Genomic DNA, 18,211 nt, shown 5'->3' on the forward strand with positions numbered 1-18,211 from the left:
CCGAGGGAAATCAATGGGCTTGGCTGTCAGATATCCTAGCTTGGCATGTCGATACACCGTAGCTTTCGACACAGGTAGGTTATGTGTCTGAATGATATGGTAGATGCTTTGTTTCTTCTGGATGCCTAGGGTTAAGACCTTGTCCATCTGATAAAAACTTTCCTTGTTTAGGGGAATGCCCTCTCTGGATTCCCTCAACATAGTCTTGTACTGTTCCTGCGCCTTTTTCGCGTAGTAAAGATAGCGGTTAAACCCACAATCCGTCCTCTTTTTTTGACAGTTGTTACAGACATAAGGAGCTTTTTTGAGAAGAGGGCAATCCGTGCAATCAGATTTGACAGATGTTGGATGAATGATGCGATTGCGCTTGATTTCCTTTGAAATCGTTGACGGGTCTTTCCCCATCTTCTCAGCGATGGAACGGAAAGTCTCCTGTTGGCTGATTCCAGTTTGGATGTCAATACGGTCTTCTAGAGTGAGATGTTTTTGTTTTTTCGTCATGAGGTGCCTCCTCACGAAAAGTCTCAGACTTAATTCTAGCATAATTCGTCGTCTGAGACTAACTTCCAGTTTTGGGAGAGAGATGGAAGTTACTTTGAGAAGTTACGTCTAAAAATTAAATTTAACAAAATGCTTGACAGAAGCTACCGAATAGATTATAATTTATATAATCTTAATGAACGAGTGCCGTCGCGCTCATGGAACGGGTCTTGCTGTCGCAAGACCTTTTCTTATTTTCTTGGAGGTATTCAGTGGATAAACCCTTTAAAAATATTGATGAACAATTAGACATATTACGGTCACGAAATTTAGAAATTGATGATGAAAAAGAGGCAAGAGAAGCTTTGACTATTTACGGCTATTATGAAATAGTCAACGGATATAAATCCTTTATTCTGGAATCGGACGATAGCGATAACTTCAAAACAGGTGAAACATTTTCTCATCTGTACTCTCTATATCAGCTAGATAAAGATATTCGGAACGGTGTTTTAAGGGCCACTCTAGAAGTTGAGCTAAGTCTCAGAACTGCTATTGCTTATACAATAGCAGAAGACTTTGGAGAAAAGCAAACCGATTATCTAAACCCCAGAAACTACAGAAGAGGTCATAGACGCCAAAATTCCAACCGATATCCACTTTACCAGTTGCTAGATAAATTAAATAATATAGCGAATGACGATATCGAACCTTATAAGCATTATCGAGAAAATCACGGAAATATTCCTCCTTGGATACTTTTAAAAGGGACAAGTTTTGGAAATTTGGTGAACTTTTATAAATTGCTAAAACCAAAACAAAAAGATAAAGTTATTTCAATTTGTACTGGACTCCCTGAACAATTTATAACTGATTCAATAAAATTAATGTTTGCCCAGGCTCTTCGTATGATCCATTCATACCGCAATCGTGCAGCACATAGTGGTAGATTGTTTAGCTATCGTTCACAAAACATAATGGAATACAACGAAGCTCTACATGAGAAAATCATGGAAATCACAAGAGAAGAATATAATAATGGTGTTGGTCAAACTGGACTCTTCACACTCCAAAATATTTTAAGTATATTTAAAAATCGGCGTTCTGGGTTCTTATTTGAATTTAGTGTTTACTATTCAATAGGCTACCATTGTCAGTACTACCCATCAGATTTAGATTTATTATGTGAACAAACGATGATAAATAAAACCGATATGTTAAGAGGTATCGAAAAATACTCTAAATAAAATAAAAAAATCCCCACACTCGCCATCGCCAAATTTTGAGTGTGAGGAACTTCGTATAAGAAACAACCATTCAAAAGGTCGTTTTCTTATACCCATTTTATCAAGAAATGAGGTAAAAATCAATGGAAATAAAGTCTTATAAAAAGAAAAACGGAGAGACGGCTTATATGTTCCGTGCATACATCGGGAAAATTAACGGATATAGTCAATACGCTACTCGACGTGGATTTGAAACGAAAGCAAAAGCAAGAGCAGCACTACTTCAGCTTCAGGACGATATTGAGAGTGGTGAGCAAAGCAGGAAAGAAATCACGGTTGAGGAGATTGCTAAAAAATGGCTTAAAGATTATTCTGAAACCGTACAAGACAGCACCTATATCAAGACATCTAGGAACTTCAAGAATCACATCTATCCAGTTTTCGGCAATAAAAAAATAGCTAGTATCACTCCTCTTCAAATGCAAGAGCAGGCCAATGAATGGTCTAGAAAATTAGTCTATGGTCGTAAATTAAAAGGATTGATGAACAATGTTTTTAAATACGCAATTAGGCATGGATATATTGATACAAATCCAGTTGATAGCGTGATTACTTCGACAAGAAAGAAATCAGATGGCAAAAGCGACTTTTACAACAAAGATGAACTTCAAAAATTCTTAAAACTTGTCTCCAAAACAAAGAATCTAGAGAAGATAACTCTATTCCGTCTTCTGGCCTTCACAGGAGCAAGAAAAGGGGAAATTTTAGCCCTTGAGTGGAACGACTGGACAGATAATACTCTGGACATAAACAAGGCTATTACAAGAGGTTTTGCAGGCGAAGAGATAGGAAACACCAAAACGGTTAGCAGTAATCGACTAATAAGCTTAGATAAGAAAACAAAAAGCATTTTAAAAAAATGGAAAAAGCAAAATCCAAACACCAAATACATTTTTGAAAATGAATTTAAAAAGCCAATTCCAAGTACATTGCCCAGAAAATGGCTTATCAAAATTGTGGAAGGCAGCGACTTGCGTCCAATTAAAATCCACGGATTCAGACATACACATGCCAGTCTATGTTTCGATGCCGGTATGACCTTGAAGCAAGTCCAACATCGCTTGGGACATTCAGACTTGAAAACGACCATGAACGTTTATACCCACATAACCAAGCAAGCTAAGGACGACATCGGAGAACGCTTTGCAAAGTATATCGATTTTTAAGGAGGTTCGCCTCCTTTTTGTGACTCCTTTTGTGACTCCCTTTTTCGCAAAAGAATACCAAGGAATACCAAAGATAAAAACAAAAAACGTTGATTTAACAACGTTTTACCAAGGAATGCAAAAGAATGCAAAGGAATAATGGAGCCGGTGGGAGTCGAACCCACGTCCAAACACCTGCCAACATATTTGTCTACAACCATAGGTTATGTATTATTTTAACAGTCTCTCGACACATAACTCAAGCCTAGAAACTGCGAGTCTATCAATCTCTTATCAAGCCGCTAGACAAGACTTGATCGTATCTCGCTAATAATAAGACCTGTCATTGAACACGAGCAATCCAAATCGGGTCACGCCTGCTGGTTTTTAGGCAGCTAGAGCGTAAGAAGTGTTATTTTTTGCAGTTATATTTAACTGAGCGTTTACGTCGCCACACGAGTCGCAAAATATGCCTCATAATGCCTGTCGAATCCGTAACGACCCCAAAAGATAATAAAACTATTATACCTCATCTAACACAAAAATGCAAAAAGGAAATCAATTAACTAGAAAAGATAGTCTTTCAAAGCTTTTGACAAAATCTGATAACCAGCAATACTGAGGTGCAGTCCGTCAGTAGTGTAGTCTTTTTTTAGTTGGCCTGCTTGGTCTGTCAAACAATCAAATACTGGCACAAATTCCACCTGCATATAGGCAGAAGCAAGCTCTTGATAGACTTGATTCCACTCTTGTATCTTTTCATTCGTGCGGATATAGACTGTCTGCTTGTACTCCTCACCCTCATTGACAGGCAAAATGGAAAGCACTTTAATCTCAGTCAATGGATAATCGCGAGCAATGGATTGTATGATCGCTTCGAGATTATTGAGAGCCTCATTCGAAGGCACATCCTTTCCGATATCGTTTGTCCCAATCAAAAGGACAATTTTATCTACTGCTCCACCGTATAGATGCGCATCAAGATTCTCTCGTAACAGCCCTGTCTGATATCCTCGAATGCCTCGATTGACAATAATCTTTGCAGTCCCAAACAACTCCTGCAGAGGATAATATTCGACAATAGAATCCCCTATAAAAAGAATATCTGGCTCTAGAACAGAAACCTGATTTAAGTGACGATACTTGGTTTGGATTTTTTCTTGTTCCTTTAGGAGCCAATTTTCTAATAACTGTACTGCCACTTCATTCTCCTTTTTCTAACCAGTTTTCCAAGACTTGGTAAACTCCTCCTTGGCTGTTGGCTGGTGCTAGAGCAGTCGCCACAGCTTTGGCCTTATCATCAGCATTTTCCATCGCATAAGCAATTCCAGCCATTTCAAGCATTTCAACATCATTTTCACTGTCACCAAAAGCAATAATTTGTTGGGAGTTCAAGTCCCAACGCTTGAGTAATTCTTCCAAGCCCCATGCTTTATGAATCCCAGCTTGGAGAATATCAATACAACCATAGCCACTCGAAACAGCCCGAACACGGCCATCAAAGAGGTCATTAATCTCTGCCAAGACCGAACTCAAACGCTCCTCACCAACAACCATGCTCATCTTGAGAACCCCACCAAAGAGGTCAGATGTTAACTCATCCACAAAATGCATCCGTTGGTAGAATTTTTCAATCATTTCTGGAGTCATAAAACTTTCAAGGTCTGTAAAAATCGTACCTTCTTTGACGAAACCACCCTTCATAGCCGTCACAACAAACTGATCCTGACACGCTCGACCCTTGAAATGAGCCAAAGCCTTATCGACAATGGCATCATCCCAAGTCTGCGCCTGAATCAGTTCATTGTTTTCAAAAATACGAGCACCGTTTGCAACAACCAGAACCACTCGATCGACCAAGTGCTCCAGTAGTTGCCTCATGCGATGAATTTCATTGCCCGTCGCGATGACAAAACGAATACCCCTTTGATCCAACTGATCTAAAATCTTTTCCAAACGTGGGAGATCAAGCTGGCCTCTAGCATCCAGCAAGGTCCCATCCATATCTGTCGCAATTACTTTAATCGTCATTTACTTCCCTCTGGATTCAAGCTAATCCCACTTCAATCCCACATGTTCGTTCATTTCTTTATAGGCTGTATCAATTCGTTCCTTAGTCGCTTCATCTAATTGATCACGATGACTGCCACCCTCTATGAAATCTTCCAAGATATAGGTTTGATAATGATATAGGGGATATCCTTCTGGTGAAAAAGTTCCCTTTGGTGTTCGATTGACCCAAGTAGGATGAGCTTTAGCTGTTCCGATAGTTGTTTTTCCATCCTTCTTCTTAATGGTCACGTCCATGAGAACGCCACGTTCAGTCCACTTAGCATTTTCTACCCCTTGCATGGTCTCAATTCGTTGATTGGAAATGAAGTTCCCCATTGAATAGATGATGAGTTTCTTGTCCCCATCTTTTTCAACAATTTCAGACGGTTCAACTACGTGTGGATGCCCTCCAAAGATAATATCTGCTCCCCAATCAATCATCTTGTGATAAAGAGCCTTTTGCTCTTCAGTCGGTTCTATGCGATACTCAACACCCATTTGTGGCATGATAATGGTGATATCTGCTTCCTTTTCCGCCCGTTCAATTTCAGACTTCATTTTATTCTCATCTAAATCTGAAAGATAGTGATTATAATCCTCTTGAGAAATATTTTGCTCAATTCCATTAAATCCATAAGAATAAGCCAAAAGTGCAACCTTGATACCATTCACTTCCTTAATGACCAGCGGAGCCTGATCACGTGGCTCATGCGTATAAACTCCGATTGGAGTGATTCCAGCTTTCTCAATAATATCGGCCGTTGAAATAACTCCCTCAATTTGCGAATCCAAAATGTGATTATGAGCTAAATCTAGAACATGATAACCTGCATCCTTAATGGCATCCATAACTTCAGCAGGAGCATTAAAGAGAGGATAACCTGCTAAATAATGATCCTTATTAATGGTTCCTTCAAAGTCACCAATAGCTAAGTCTGCTTGCTTAAGCCAAGGAGTAACATACTCAAAATTCTCATGAAAATCATACGTTCCATCATCCTTTTTTGCTGAAAAGTAAAGAATATCATGATAAAGCAAATCACCATGAGCCATAATTCTAGCAGTTTTTTCCTCTTCCTGCTCCTGAGACTTTTTCTTAGTTCCTTCTTGAGAAATAGTATCTCGTTTTTGACTGGTCATAGGCATGCCTTGGAAGCTTTCAAACAACAAAACCAAGCCCATTGATAAAGCAACTGCTAGCAAGAGTACCGCCACAAATCCCTTGTTACTCCACTTACGATAACGTCTAAAAAAGTTGACCAAACCTTTCACAAAGCGAAAAACTGGTCCACGTTTATGTCTATCTTGTCTTCTTTGCATCTTCATTCTCCCTACTTTCTAATGCAAGCCTTTTCTTTTTATTATAACACAGATAAGTATTTCTTTCACAATTGAATCGAACCTAAAAGGCATTTTCTATAAAAGCTCGATGCCGTAATGCTTTCAATCCTTGTCATTTTGTGATATCATGTAGAGGTAATGAAAGGAGAGAAAATGTCTGCTATAGAACGTATTACAAAAGCTGCTCACTTAATTGATATGAACGATATTATCCGCGAGGGGAATCCGACTCTTCGCGCAGTTGCTGAGGAAGTTACTTTCCCCTTGTCTGACCAGGAAATCATTCTTGGCGAAAAGATGATGCAATTCCTCAAACATTCCCAAGATCCTGTCATGGCTGAAAAGATGGGGCTCCGCGGTGGGGTTGGACTTGCTGCTCCTCAATTAGATATCTCAAAACGCATTATCGCTGTTTTGGTGCCAAATATTGTTGAAGAAGGCGAAACTCCAGAGGAAGCCTACGATTTGCAAGCCATTATGTACAATCCAAAAATCGTCTCTCACTCTGTTCAAGACGCTGCTCTTGGCGAAGGAGAAGGTTGTCTGTCTGTTGACCGCAACGTGCCTGGCTATGTGGTGCGTCATGCTCGCGTTACTGTTGACTACTTTGACAAGGATGGAGAAAAACACCGTATCAAACTCAAAGGCTACAACTCCATCGTTGTTCAGCATGAAATTGACCACATTAACGGAATCATGTTTTACGATCGTATCAATGAAAAAGACCCATTTGCAGTTAAAGATGGTTTACTAATTCTAGAATAAAGAAAATCCCGTTGCAAGACGGGGTTTTGTGTTATAATAGAGGCATGAAAACAAATGATATTGTCTATGGCGTTCACGCCGTTACCGAAGCCCTCCTTGCAAACACAGGAAACAAACTTTACCTCCAAGAAGATCTCCGAGGTAAGAATGTTGAGAAAGTCAAAGAACTGGCTACAGAAAAGAAGGTATCCATTTCTTGGACTTCAAAAAAATCCCTCTCTGAGATGACTGAAGGTGCTGTCCACCAAGGTTTTGTTCTACGAGTGTCTGAATTTGCCTATAGCGAGCTGGATAACATCCTTGCCAAAACGCGTCAAGAAGAAAATCCACTTCTATTGATTCTAGATGGTTTAACCGATCCCCATAATCTGGGTTCTATCTTGCGAACAGCCGATGCGACCAATGTTTCCGGAGTCATCATTCCCAAGCACCGTGCTGTCGGAGTAACACCTGTCGTTGCCAAAACAGCCACAGGTGCTATTGAGCACGTTCCAATTGCTCGAGTGACCAATCTAAGCCAAACTCTGGACAAACTCAAGGATGAAGGCTTCTGGACCTTTGGAACGGATATGAACGGTACTCCTTGCCACAAGTGGAATACAAAAGGGAAAATTGCCCTCATCATTGGAAATGAAGGAAAAGGTATCTCTAGCAACATCAAAAAACAGGTTGATGAGATGATTACCATTCCGATGAATGGACATGTTCAAAGTCTCAATGCCAGTGTTGCTGCGGCTATTCTCATGTATGAAGTTTTCCGAAATCGCCTATAAAAGAGGCTGGACAAAAACTAACTTCTAGCTAAAAGAACACAGTGATTTTTAAATAACTGATTTGTAGATTGAATTCTTGGACAATTTTGTAACCCCCATGCTCATTAAGATGAATCCTAGCTCTACTACGCTGGCCTACTTGTCTCTAACACACACTCTTAGCACGCCAAAAATATTCTCTAATTTGCGAAAAACGAGATCAGTTGCCCTCCTCCATTTGACATAGATGCTAAATTCTTCTTCGATATATCATGTGTTCTGAACGAAGTTTCCTAAAGAAATTCTAATACTCAATGAAAATCAAAGAGCAAACTAGGAAGCTAGCCGCAGGCTGGACTTAAGTACGGCAAGGCGAATCTGATGCGGTTTGAAGAGATTTTCGAAGAATATAAGTTGTATCATAACAAATTGATTTCTGAATTTCTTATATAAGAAAATGAGCATCTCCAACTACGAGAATGCTCATTTTTAGGATTGTATAGGCAAATTTTACATATGTTTCAAACGCTCAATCCGTTCTGAAATAGGTGGGTGGGTATAAAATAGTTTTTGGAACCCTCCCCCTTTCTTGGGATCATTGATATAAAGTGCGCTACTAGCATCATCGACATGGTGATGCATCGGCTCGCTATTGTCCAACTTACGTAGAGCATTGATCATCCCTTGAGGATTGCGAGTCAACTCGACACTAGAAGCATCAGCTAGAAATTCCCTCTGACGAGAAATAGCTAGTTGTACCAAGGTTGCAGCGAGAGGTGCCAGCACAATAGCTAGTAGGGAAACCACTAGCATAATGATTTCTAAGCCATTTCCATCTCGATCATCGTCACTTCGTCTACGACCTGCGCCACCCCACCACATCATACGACCTGCCATACTAGAAAGCATGGTGATAGCACTAGCGAGAGCGACAGCAATAGTCGAAATACGGATATCGTAATTACGAATATGACTAACCTCATGTCCCATAACAGCTTCTAGCTCCTCGCGATTCATGATAGCTAGGAGACCTGACGTCGCAGCAACCGCCGCATTTTGAGGATTAGAACCTGTCGCAAAAGCATTTAAGGCTGGATCATCAATGATGAAAACTCGTGGCATGGGAATCTGACCCATCATAGCCATATCTTCCACTACATGGTAAAGGTCTGGTGCCGTTTGCTCATCAACCTCACGCGCTCCATTCATGGACATGACAATCTCTGTTGATTGAAAAATCATGGACAAAGCATAGATAAAGCCGATAATCAGTGCGATAACCAAACCACCAAGCCCAGATCGCATAAAGAGGTAACCAACCGCATAGCCAACAAGAGCTAAGAGTAGGAAAAATACCAGCAACAAAATCCACGTTTTTCGTTTATTGCTTGCAATTTGATCAAACAACATCTTAGTCACCTAAACCGCTAAAATCAACTTTAGGAACTGCCTTTTCCTCTTCTGGTGTTTGAAGGAAATCTGCTGCTTTAAAGCCAAACATTCCAGCGATAATATTGCTTGGGAAAGTTTCTAATTTTACATTGTAGTTGCTGACAACACTGTTGTAGAGTTGACGGGAGTAAGAAATTTTATTTTCTGTGTTTGTCAACTCCTCTTGCAATTTAACAAAGTTGGCACTAGCTTTCAAATCTGGATAGCTTTCTGCAACTGCAAAAATACCTGAAACCTGACGAGTGAGGGCATCACTAGCTTTCATAGCTTCTGCTGGTGAAGTCGTTGCTGCCACTTGGTTACGCAGTTCTGCCACCTTTTCAAGGGTAGAACCTTCATATTTGGCATAACCTTTTACAGTCTCAATCAAGTTTGGCAAGAGATCATTTCGACGTTTCAACTGAACATCAATCTGACTCCAAGCCTCCTTTGTTTGCATACGATTCTTAACCAAACCGTTATAGCTAACGATCACAAAAATAACAACAAGAGCTAAAACTCCAAGAATAATCCAAGTCATTATATAAGTCCTTTCTACTTTTAGATTAGTACCAGTATATCAAATTTTTAATGATTGTGGTAAAATAAGATGATACTAAAGAAGGAAATAACTATGAAACCAGAAACATTTTACAACTTGCTCGCCGAGCAAAATCTTCCACTTTCGGACCAGCAAAAAAAACAATTTGAACGTTATTTTGAGCTCTTGGTCGAATGGAATGAAAAAATTAATCTAACAGCTATTACAGACAAGGAAGAAGTTTATCTCAAACATTTTTACGATTCGATTGCACCCATTCTTCAAGGTTTGATTCCCAATGAAACTATCAAACTTCTTGATATTGGAGCTGGGGCAGGATTTCCTAGTCTGCCGATGAAAATTCTCTATCCTCAGCTTGATGTGACTATCATTGATTCGCTCAATAAGCGCATCAACTTCCTCCAACTTTTGTCTCAAGAACTGGATTTGGACGGTGTTCATTTCTACCATGGACGTGCAGAAGATTTTGCCCAAGACAAGAATTTCCGTGCTCAATATGATTTTGTAACAGCTCGTGCGGTTGCCCGTATGCAGGTCTTGTCTGAATTGACAATTCCTTACCTTAAAGTTGGCGGAAAACTATTGGCACTCAAGGCCAGCAATGCGCCTGAGGAATTATTAGAAGCTAAGAATGCCCTCAACCTCCTTTTTAGTAAGGTCGAAGACAATCTCAGCTACGCTCTACCTAATGGAGATCCGCGCTACATCACAGTGGTAGAAAAGAAAAAAGAAACGCCAAATAAATATCCAAGAAAGGCTGGCATGCCCAACAAACGCCCGCTTTAAATTTTTTAGTAAAAAATATTTACAAAGTTTGTAATTTTTGCTATACTATCACAAGCAAAGGTTTTTAATGTCATCCCGTGAGGTGACGAAGACGCAGAAATATTTAAAACTCTTTAAAGTCTAGATTTTAGAGAAGTCTTACTCTGAGGGCCTATTGCTGTAAAATAATGGGCTCTTTTTTGATGCCCAAAAGTGAGGTTTATATGAAACAAGAATCAACTGTTGATTTGTTACTAGACGTTGACCAACGTCCTTCGGCTGGAAAAGGAATTCTCCTTAGTTTCCAACACGTTTTTGCCATGTTTGGAGCAACCATCTTGGTACCATTGATTTTGGGAATGCCTGTATCTGTTGCCCTTTTTGCTTCAGGTGTAGGAACACTCATCTATATGATTTCAACTGGTTTTAGAGTTCCAGTTTATCTAGGTTCTTCATTTGCCTTTATCACAGCTATGTCACTGGCTATGAAAGAAATGGGTGGTGATGTATCTGCTGCCCAAACAGGGGTTATCTTGACTGGTTTGGTCTATGTCCTTGTGGCTGCTGGTGTTCGTTTTGCAGGTACAAAATGGATTGATAAACTCTTGCCACCAATCATCATCGGACCTATGATCATCGTTATCGGTCTTGGACTTGCAGGTTCAGCTGTTACCAACGCTGGTCTTGTAGCTGATGGAAACTGGAAAAATGCTCTTGTAGCAGTTGTTACTTTCTTAATCGCTGCCTTTATCAACACAAAAGGAAAAGGCTTCCTACGAATCATTCCATTCCTTTTTGCCATTATCGGTGGTTACCTCTTCGCACTAACTCTTGGCTTGGTTGACTTTACACCAGTTCTAAAAGCTAACTGGTTTGAAATTCCTGGTTTCTACTTGCCATTTAGCACAGGTGGTGCCTTTAAAGAATACAATCTTTACTTTGGGCCAGAAACCATCGCTATCTTGCCAATCGCTATCGTAACAATTTCTGAACATATCGGAGACCATACTGTTTTGGGTCAAATCTGTGGCCGTCAATTCTTGAAAGAACCAGGTCTTCACCGTACTCTTCTTGGTGATGGTATCGCAACTTCTGTTTCTGCCTTCCTTGGTGGACCAGCCAATACAACTTACGGAGAAAATACAGGGGTTATCGGTATGACTCGTATCGCTTCTGTCTCAGTTATCCGTAACGCTGCCTTTATCGCGATTGCCCTTAGCTTCCTTGGTAAATTCACTGCCTTGATTTCAACCATTCCAAATGCTGTACTTGGTGGTATGTCAATCCTTCTCTATGGAGTTATCGCCAGCAATGGTTTGAAAGTCTTGATTAAAGAACGTGTTGATTTCGCTCAAATGCGTAACCTAATCATCGCAAGTGCTATGTTGGTCCTTGGACTTGGGGGAGCTATCCTTAAACTTGGTCCAGTTACCCTTTCAGGTACTGCCCTATCAGCCATGACAGGAATCATCTTGAACTTGATCTTACCATACGAAAATAAAGATTAAGAGACTTGACACAGAAAGAGAATGAACAAAAACGAGCTTCTCTTTACTAACCCCAAAAAGTTGCACAAATAATTATTGAAAGGATTTAGTTCTGTACTGCACAAGACTAAGTCCTTTTATAGTAAAAGGAAGCAAAACAGTACATAATGTGGTATCGTCAATTGAAACAAGGACAAGATAAAAGAGCATCAAAAAAAGGTATTGCAACTTGGCAATACCTTTTTTGAGGTGCTTTTTGAAAGCCATCAAATGATGACTTTTCAGAGGGAGCAAAAAACTGTCCTCTTTATATTTTAAACATTTAAATGTCTTCTTTAAACAGTTTATTAAAGAAACCGTCTGTATTTTTAAGAAGGGCTTTGAATACTTTAGATTTAAGAGCTACAGTATGAGAGAAGTCATCTGTTTTTTTCAAATCTTCTTCGACTGCTTTATCAAATAAAGGCCTTAACTCATCATAGTTACTGATATGGACGCCATCAATATCAATACCTTCAAAGCCTTTCTTAGCTTTAGCAAGAACCTCCTCGTACCAATGTCTCTTCCACTCTTCAAGTGTCTTGAACTTGTCTCCAGATACTTTCTTGATGATAAAATCATCGCCTAGCAAACCTTTATTCTCTTTAATAGCTGCATCTTTGTATTTGTTAGATACATAACTAGTGAAACCTTTGTCATATCCAAAATAACCCCACATGCGGAAGGCATTGTGTTTGAATGATAATGAACCAGGAGCTCCAAGACTAGTATTACCACCATAAATACCAGCCATCATATTGACGTTTACATATGCTGAGTTGACAGCATAATCTTCAGGGCGATAACGTCCGTTACCTGGATTTCCATGTTTTGTCATGAAGTTATTATCCACTAAATCATTGACGCTAGATAAAGTCATTACCTTTTCTTCACCTTTCAAATCACGGACACTATCCCATTGGTTTGGACCTAAAAGATCATTGTACTGAATCTTAGAGCGCATTTCTTTGTCGATTTTCTTGAACCACTTACTATTGTCTCCTTTAATTTTAGGAAGTACAGCATCAGCTTCTACATAATCAAGCAACATCATAGCTTCATTGTAGTTTCTCATGTAGCGGTCAATGTCATTACGTGTCTTTAATTTGTCAGGATCTGGGTTGTACCATTGGTTACCGTCATTTGGACGATGGTAAGCCATGTTAATTCCAAGTGCGCCGTATTCACCATTAGTCGTTGAACTATCAGGTGTTTGCAGCATACCTTGTGCATAGGCTTCTGCATTTGTACCAACACGTTGACTGTATCCTCCGTAATAGAGCATTCGGTCATTGACGTGTGTTGTTTCGTGAGTAAAGGCTGAAATACCAAATTGTGATATTAAATCGGTTACCATAAAGTAAACTTGGTCATTATTGTTTGCACTATCGTAAATACTAGCCATAGCTCCCATGGCTCCATTTGTTGCGTGGAATTTGCCAGTTGGACCATACAATTCTCTAATAGGTCTGATAATTGCCCCGTTCTTTCCGTACCCCATGCTGTTGGCACCGTCGACTCCATGGTAGTTTTGGTTATCCCAAACTGGTGTCGGTACCATATTTTGACTCTTAAGAAGTCTATCACGAACATTAGATAATGATAAACGTGACCAGAAATCTAAATAAGTTTGTTGAGCATGTGCAACTTCATCAATCTTAGTTTTGAACTCATTACGAGCTTCTTCTGTATGTTTTCCATATTTCTCAAATGAACTGTACGCCATCGTGTTATATGTTGAAATTAAGAACATATGGGCATCTTTAAGCGTTAGAAGTGGTAAAATCATACGACCATGAACGCCGTTATCTAGCCCATCAAAGACTCTATGACGTTTATTGACAAAGTCAGGATTTGTAGTTTTAGGTTCTGAAACATAAACATTCTTAGCTGAGTGGATAAACCAATCATTGATGTCTTTATCCTCTGTAAACAAACGCATGTTGTATTCTAGGAAGTTACGAAGACTACCTTTACCAGTATTACTTGCAATGATTTCACGATAAGCATCCTGAGTTCGGTCACCCTTTAAGTTCTTTTCACTTGAACCGATGTTGATGAGTCTGTCAATAACACTTGGTGTCTTACCATAAAAATCAGGTTTGAACATCATGATGTTTTTTATACTCATGTCACCGTATTTGATATCATAGTAACGATTGAGATAAGTCAGAGCCATCATGATTTTAGCTTTATTGGTTTCTACTTTCTTGAGAAGTGCGTTTATCGCAGCTTCATCACTATTCAATTGATGGTCTTCATTTTCGACCAAGGCTTTGACTAACTTATCTAGATTTTGCTTCACTTCGGCAAAGCTTTCTTCTAAGTATAGATTGCGAATATATCCATCTTTACGTGTGTTGGTATTTTCTTCAGCTTTCTGACGATTATCCATTAGCGCGCGTACTTCAGATGAAATTAAGTCAACACTTGAAAGTCTTTCTTTCACATCCGCAATCAGTTTGTCTCGATTTTTAACAACCATATTTGGTGTATAGACAACATCACCAAGACCAGATACGCTATATTCACGCACTTGTTGGACTTTAGAATCCTTGAGTGTGACCCCCATTTCTTCTTTTGTACCATCTGCATAGTGAATCATTATTTTATCGATATCCGATAAATCGGTCACGAATTGACCATCCTTCATTCCCGTAACAGAAAGGACTTCTTTCTTAGCTAAGTTTGAATCTTCTGCAAGTTTGTTACCTTGGTTGACAATCCATTCTTTGTTATAAAATGGTTGAAGTTTCTCAATATTACGATAAGCCAGATCTCGATCTACTTTATAGTCTTGGGTTGACTTATATTCATCTTCTCTTCTGGTTAAACGATTTAAGCGATTGACCACAGGTTCGTTGATTTCGTATTTGTCAGCAGTAATATTAAAGGCTGCAATTCTCTTGTTAGCTTCATCTTGACTAATTTCTTTAATTTTGTCACGAGAATATTTGTATGAATGCTTACCTGAACTGACACCTTTGACAACAAAATTACGCTCTAACCATCCATTTGTGAAATAACCACCATCGTAGTCCAAATCCGAAGAACCAAAGAACTCTTCACCATTTTCAACTCTCATCATTGAAATATTATCTTCCAGTTTACCAAAAGGAAGATTGCTATTGATAAATCCACCTGTTTCAAACAAAACTTTAGTCTTAATGGTTCCTTTGGTGACCGACTTACGAATTGAACCATATTTACCAATTCCCATAGAGTCGTTGCCATTATCTGTTTTAGCAACTAAACCACCTATACGGGCTCTGTTAGCAACAATATCAGCCTCGACATATGCTTTTGCAATATTACCTCTCCAAATCTCACCGGCAATGCCAGCCATATATTGACCTTTATCACCAACACCCGTGAGTTTACCGATGAAGGCTACATTTGTCAACTGACCACCACTATCGATTTTATTGACGATACCCGCAATATTGTTATTAGCAACTACATTACCAGTCACCTTAACATCTTCAACAGTTGCATTTTTCACCATGTTGGCAACAGGTGCTATTCCGTCAGCCCAAGGCATATTGATATCCACATTACCTAAATTAATATTTTTCACAGAACCATTTTCAACACGGTCAAATAAGGGACGGGCAATGTTATGAATTGTATATTGTTTACCATCAACACTTGATAGATGTCCCTTAAACGTACCTGGAACATATTGTTTGTTAGGCGTTGGTACATTCGTTGCATTCAAATCTGCTCCGATTTTAAATGTACCATTTTTATTAACATTCATAGCCTCTACTAAATCTTTAAAGTTATAGTAGACATTATCTTCTTTAGGATGGGGTTTTTCTATATAATAAACATACTTATTGCGCGCCTTAGATGGATCAATGTGTTGAATCAAATCTTGAGCTTCAGCCGTAATTTTATAAAGTTTTTGACCTTCTTCAGTTACTTCCTCAATTTTATCAACTGCTAAACGTGTTACTTTATTATCACGACTAGTGATTTTTAAGTACATTTTCTTCACATCTTCATCAGAAGGTTTTTCGCTCATGAAATCACTAGGTGTTTCAGTACCATCATCATTTACCTTCACTAAATTAGTAGATGCGATATTTTTAATTTCAACTTTTTTCAACTCTAAACGTAAAGGTTTTTCATCTAATTTAGATGTTTCATCACCTTCACCACGGTTGTAAGTCATTGTTGTTGCAATTTTATAATCTTTGAATAAATCCAAACCTTGAATAGCGTCTGTCAATTTTTCTTTAGATAAATCAACTCGCTTAACAACAGTGTCCCCATCTTTAATCTCAGCTATAATGCTCTTGATTTCAGCATTACCTGTATTTTCAAGAGTGTAATACAATTTAGCTGAACGATCCATCGCATCTTCTGTAACCTTATCTAAAGTCAAAGTTGGAGCAACTTTTGACGTATATTCTGGCAACTCAGCTTGAACTTCTGGTTCTCCCTTTTCTGTGACTACTGCTTCTGGTAACACTGGTTGTACTTCTGGTTCCCCTTTCTCAGTCACAACAGCTTCTGGCAACACTGGTTGAACTTCTGGTTCCCCTTTGTCAGTCACAACAGCTTCTGGCAACTCAGCTTGAACTTCTGGTTCTCCCTTTTCTGTGACTACTGCTTCGGGTAAGGCTGGTTGTACTGCGGGTTCTCCCTTTTCTGTGACTACTGCTTCGGGTAACACTGGTTGAACTTCAGGTTTCCCTTTGTCGGTCACAACAGCTTCTGGTAAGGCCGGTTGTACTTCTGGTTCGCCTTTGTCAGTTACAACAGCTTCCGGTAAGGCTGGTTGTACTGCGGGTTCCCCTTTGTCAGTCACAACAGCTTCGGGTAATGCTGGCTGAACTTCTGGTTCCCCTTTGTCAGTCACAACAGCTTCTGGTAACACTGGTTGTACTTCTGGTTCGCCTTTGTCAGTCACAACAGCTTCTGGTAACGCTGGCTGAACTTCTGGTTCCCCTTTATCAGTTACAACAGCTTCTGGTAACGCTGGCTGAACTTCTGGTTCCCCTTTATCAGTTACAACAGCTTCTGGTAACGCTGGCTGAACTTCTGGTTCCCCTTTATCAGTTACAACAGCTTCTGGTAACGCTGGTTGAACTTCAGGTTCCCCTTTGTCAGTCACAACAGCTTCTGGTAACGCTGGTTGAACTTCAGGTTCTACAAGGTTTGTACCTATTGGTTGCGTATAGTCAGGCTTCTCTGCTTTAGGAGCCTCGTCTGGAACAGTACCTACAGGTTCAGTGTATGCTGGTTTTTCATGAACTGCTGGTTCAACTAAATTACCGCCAATTGGACCTGTATATTCGTGTTTCTCATGAACTGCTGGCTCTACAAGGTTTGTACCTATTGGCTGCGTATAGTCAGGCTTCTCTGCTTTAGGAGCCTCGTCTGGAACAGTACCTACAGGTTCAGTGTACTCTGGTTTTTCATGAACTACTGATTCTACAAGGTTTGCACCTATTGGTGCTGTATAGTCAGGCTTCTCTGCTTTAGGAGCCTCGTCTGGGACTGTACTTACAGGCTCAGTGTATTTAGGTTTCTCAGCTTTAGGCGCTTCATTAGGGATACTTTCCTGAGTTTCAGATACTGGAACATTCTTTGTTCCCTCATCCTTATGTTGAATTTCTGAAATTGCATCATCATCAAGGGATAAGTATCCAATATAACGATATCCAGCAATTTGAACTACTCCTTCATCACTTGGAGCTTTCAAAGGATTGCCTATATCGAGAGCTTGCATACTAGAAAGACTAATCAGTCCGATAGTAGTAACTAAGAACAGACTAGCAACTTTTTTCTTTTTATGAACTAAAAGAACTAAACTACCAACAGCTAATAGACCTAAAGCTGTAAGCACAGAAGTCGATGAACCTGTTGCAGGAAGAGCTTCCTGCTGATAAATAAGAGCATAACTTGCTTCATTATCAGTAGGAATTCCTGCCTGAATCTTACTTTGTTCTTCCTTTGTAAGAGCGCTTTTTTCAACATAATGATAGGTAGAAGCATGAATTACTGACGGTGCAACCAAGACACTTCCGAGTAACACCGAACCAACAATCCCACAGATTTTTCGGATCGAAAATCGTTCTTTTTTAAATAATGACAA

At 39.5% G+C, this 18,211-nt stretch carries 13 protein-coding genes and 1 other RNA gene; 6 read left to right on the top strand and 8 right to left on the bottom strand.

Translation table 11 applies throughout. The features are described from left to right. Positions 1 to 501, bottom strand: a 501-nt coding sequence (locus N8L33_RS00005) for a helix-turn-helix domain-containing protein (RefSeq protein WP_261057952.1), incomplete at its 3' end; no start/stop codon positions are given. Between the two features lie 251 nt (positions 502 to 752). On the opposite strand from N8L33_RS00005, the gene N8L33_RS00010 reads away from it, so the two are divergent. Together N8L33_RS00010 and N8L33_RS00015 are read left to right on the top strand one after the other, a co-directional pair. Next, a complete protein-coding gene (locus N8L33_RS00010) occupies positions 753 to 1,727 on the top strand; it encodes an Abi family protein (RefSeq protein ID WP_261057953.1) in 975 nt (324 codons plus the stop codon). Positions 1,728 to 1,849: 122 nt separating this feature from the next. After that, on the top strand, positions 1,850 to 2,932 hold the full coding sequence (locus tag N8L33_RS00015) for a tyrosine-type recombinase/integrase (protein ID WP_261057954.1): 1,083 nt from the start codon (positions 1,850 to 1,852) through the stop codon (positions 2,930 to 2,932). Between the two features lie 136 nt (positions 2,933 to 3,068). Here the strand turns inward: N8L33_RS00015 and ssrA are convergent. The 4 genes from ssrA to N8L33_RS00035 form a co-directional block, all read right to left on the bottom strand. Continuing rightward, positions 3,069 to 3,416, bottom strand: a transfer-messenger RNA (tmRNA) gene (gene ssrA / locus N8L33_RS00020). Positions 3,417 to 3,477: 61 nt separating this feature from the next. Continuing rightward, a complete protein-coding gene (locus tag N8L33_RS00025) occupies positions 3,478 to 4,113 on the bottom strand; it encodes an SGNH/GDSL hydrolase family protein (RefSeq protein WP_261057955.1) in 636 nt (211 codons plus the stop codon). Between the two features lies 1 nt (position 4,114). Next, the gene (locus tag N8L33_RS00030) at positions 4,115 to 4,942 is read right to left on the bottom strand and encodes an HAD family hydrolase (protein WP_261057956.1); all 828 of its coding nucleotides are present in this window, start codon (positions 4,940 to 4,942) and stop codon (positions 4,115 to 4,117) included. Positions 4,943 to 4,963: 21 nt separating this feature from the next. Beyond that, positions 4,964 to 6,283 (bottom strand): CapA family protein, encoded by a 1,320-nt coding sequence (locus N8L33_RS00035; protein WP_203175380.1) that lies wholly within the window; start codon positions 6,281 to 6,283, stop codon positions 4,964 to 4,966. A 174-nt stretch (positions 6,284 to 6,457) separates the two neighbouring features. Between N8L33_RS00035 and def the strand changes: the two genes are divergently transcribed. Further along, entirely contained in the window at positions 6,458 to 7,069 is a 612-nt protein-coding gene (gene def, locus N8L33_RS00040) for a peptide deformylase (protein ID WP_004260025.1), read from the top strand. Positions 7,070 to 7,113: 44 nt separating this feature from the next. After that, a complete protein-coding gene (rlmB, locus tag N8L33_RS00045) occupies positions 7,114 to 7,842 on the top strand; it encodes a 23S rRNA (guanosine(2251)-2'-O)-methyltransferase RlmB (protein WP_023944296.1) in 729 nt (242 codons plus the stop codon). 489 nt (positions 7,843 to 8,331) lie between these two features. On the opposite strand, the gene htpX is transcribed toward rlmB, so the two are convergent. Continuing rightward, on the bottom strand, positions 8,332 to 9,231 hold the full coding sequence (gene htpX / locus N8L33_RS00050) for a zinc metalloprotease HtpX (RefSeq protein WP_261057957.1): 900 nt from the start codon (positions 9,229 to 9,231) through the stop codon (positions 8,332 to 8,334). A gap of 1 nt (position 9,232) precedes the next feature. Next, positions 9,233 to 9,793, bottom strand: coding sequence for a LemA family protein (locus N8L33_RS00055; protein WP_261057958.1), 561 nt, complete (start codon positions 9,791 to 9,793; stop codon positions 9,233 to 9,235). 93 nt (positions 9,794 to 9,886) lie between these two features. Here N8L33_RS00055 and rsmG point away from each other — a divergent pair, with 93 nt between their 5' ends. Together rsmG and N8L33_RS00065 are read left to right on the top strand one after the other, a co-directional pair. Then, positions 9,887 to 10,600 carry a 16S rRNA (guanine(527)-N(7))-methyltransferase RsmG gene (gene rsmG / locus N8L33_RS00060; protein WP_023944292.1) on the top strand — a complete coding sequence of 238 codons (714 nt, stop codon included), beginning with the start codon at positions 9,887 to 9,889 and terminating at the stop codon, positions 10,598 to 10,600. 203 nt (positions 10,601 to 10,803) lie between these two features. Continuing rightward, positions 10,804 to 12,087 carry a uracil-xanthine permease family protein gene (locus N8L33_RS00065; RefSeq protein ID WP_004256659.1) on the top strand — a complete coding sequence of 428 codons (1,284 nt, stop codon included), beginning with the start codon at positions 10,804 to 10,806 and terminating at the stop codon, positions 12,085 to 12,087. A gap of 301 nt (positions 12,088 to 12,388) precedes the next feature. Here N8L33_RS00065 and N8L33_RS00070 read toward each other — a convergent pair whose 3' ends face one another. Continuing rightward, complete coding sequence (locus N8L33_RS00070; protein WP_261057959.1) at positions 12,389 to 18,211, bottom strand: SIALI-17 repeat-containing surface protein; 5,823 nt, start codon at positions 18,209 to 18,211, stop codon at positions 12,389 to 12,391.

The organism is Streptococcus mitis (genome assembly GCF_946188695.1).
Lineage (GTDB): Bacteria > Bacillota > Bacilli > Lactobacillales > Streptococcaceae > Streptococcus > Streptococcus mitis_DF.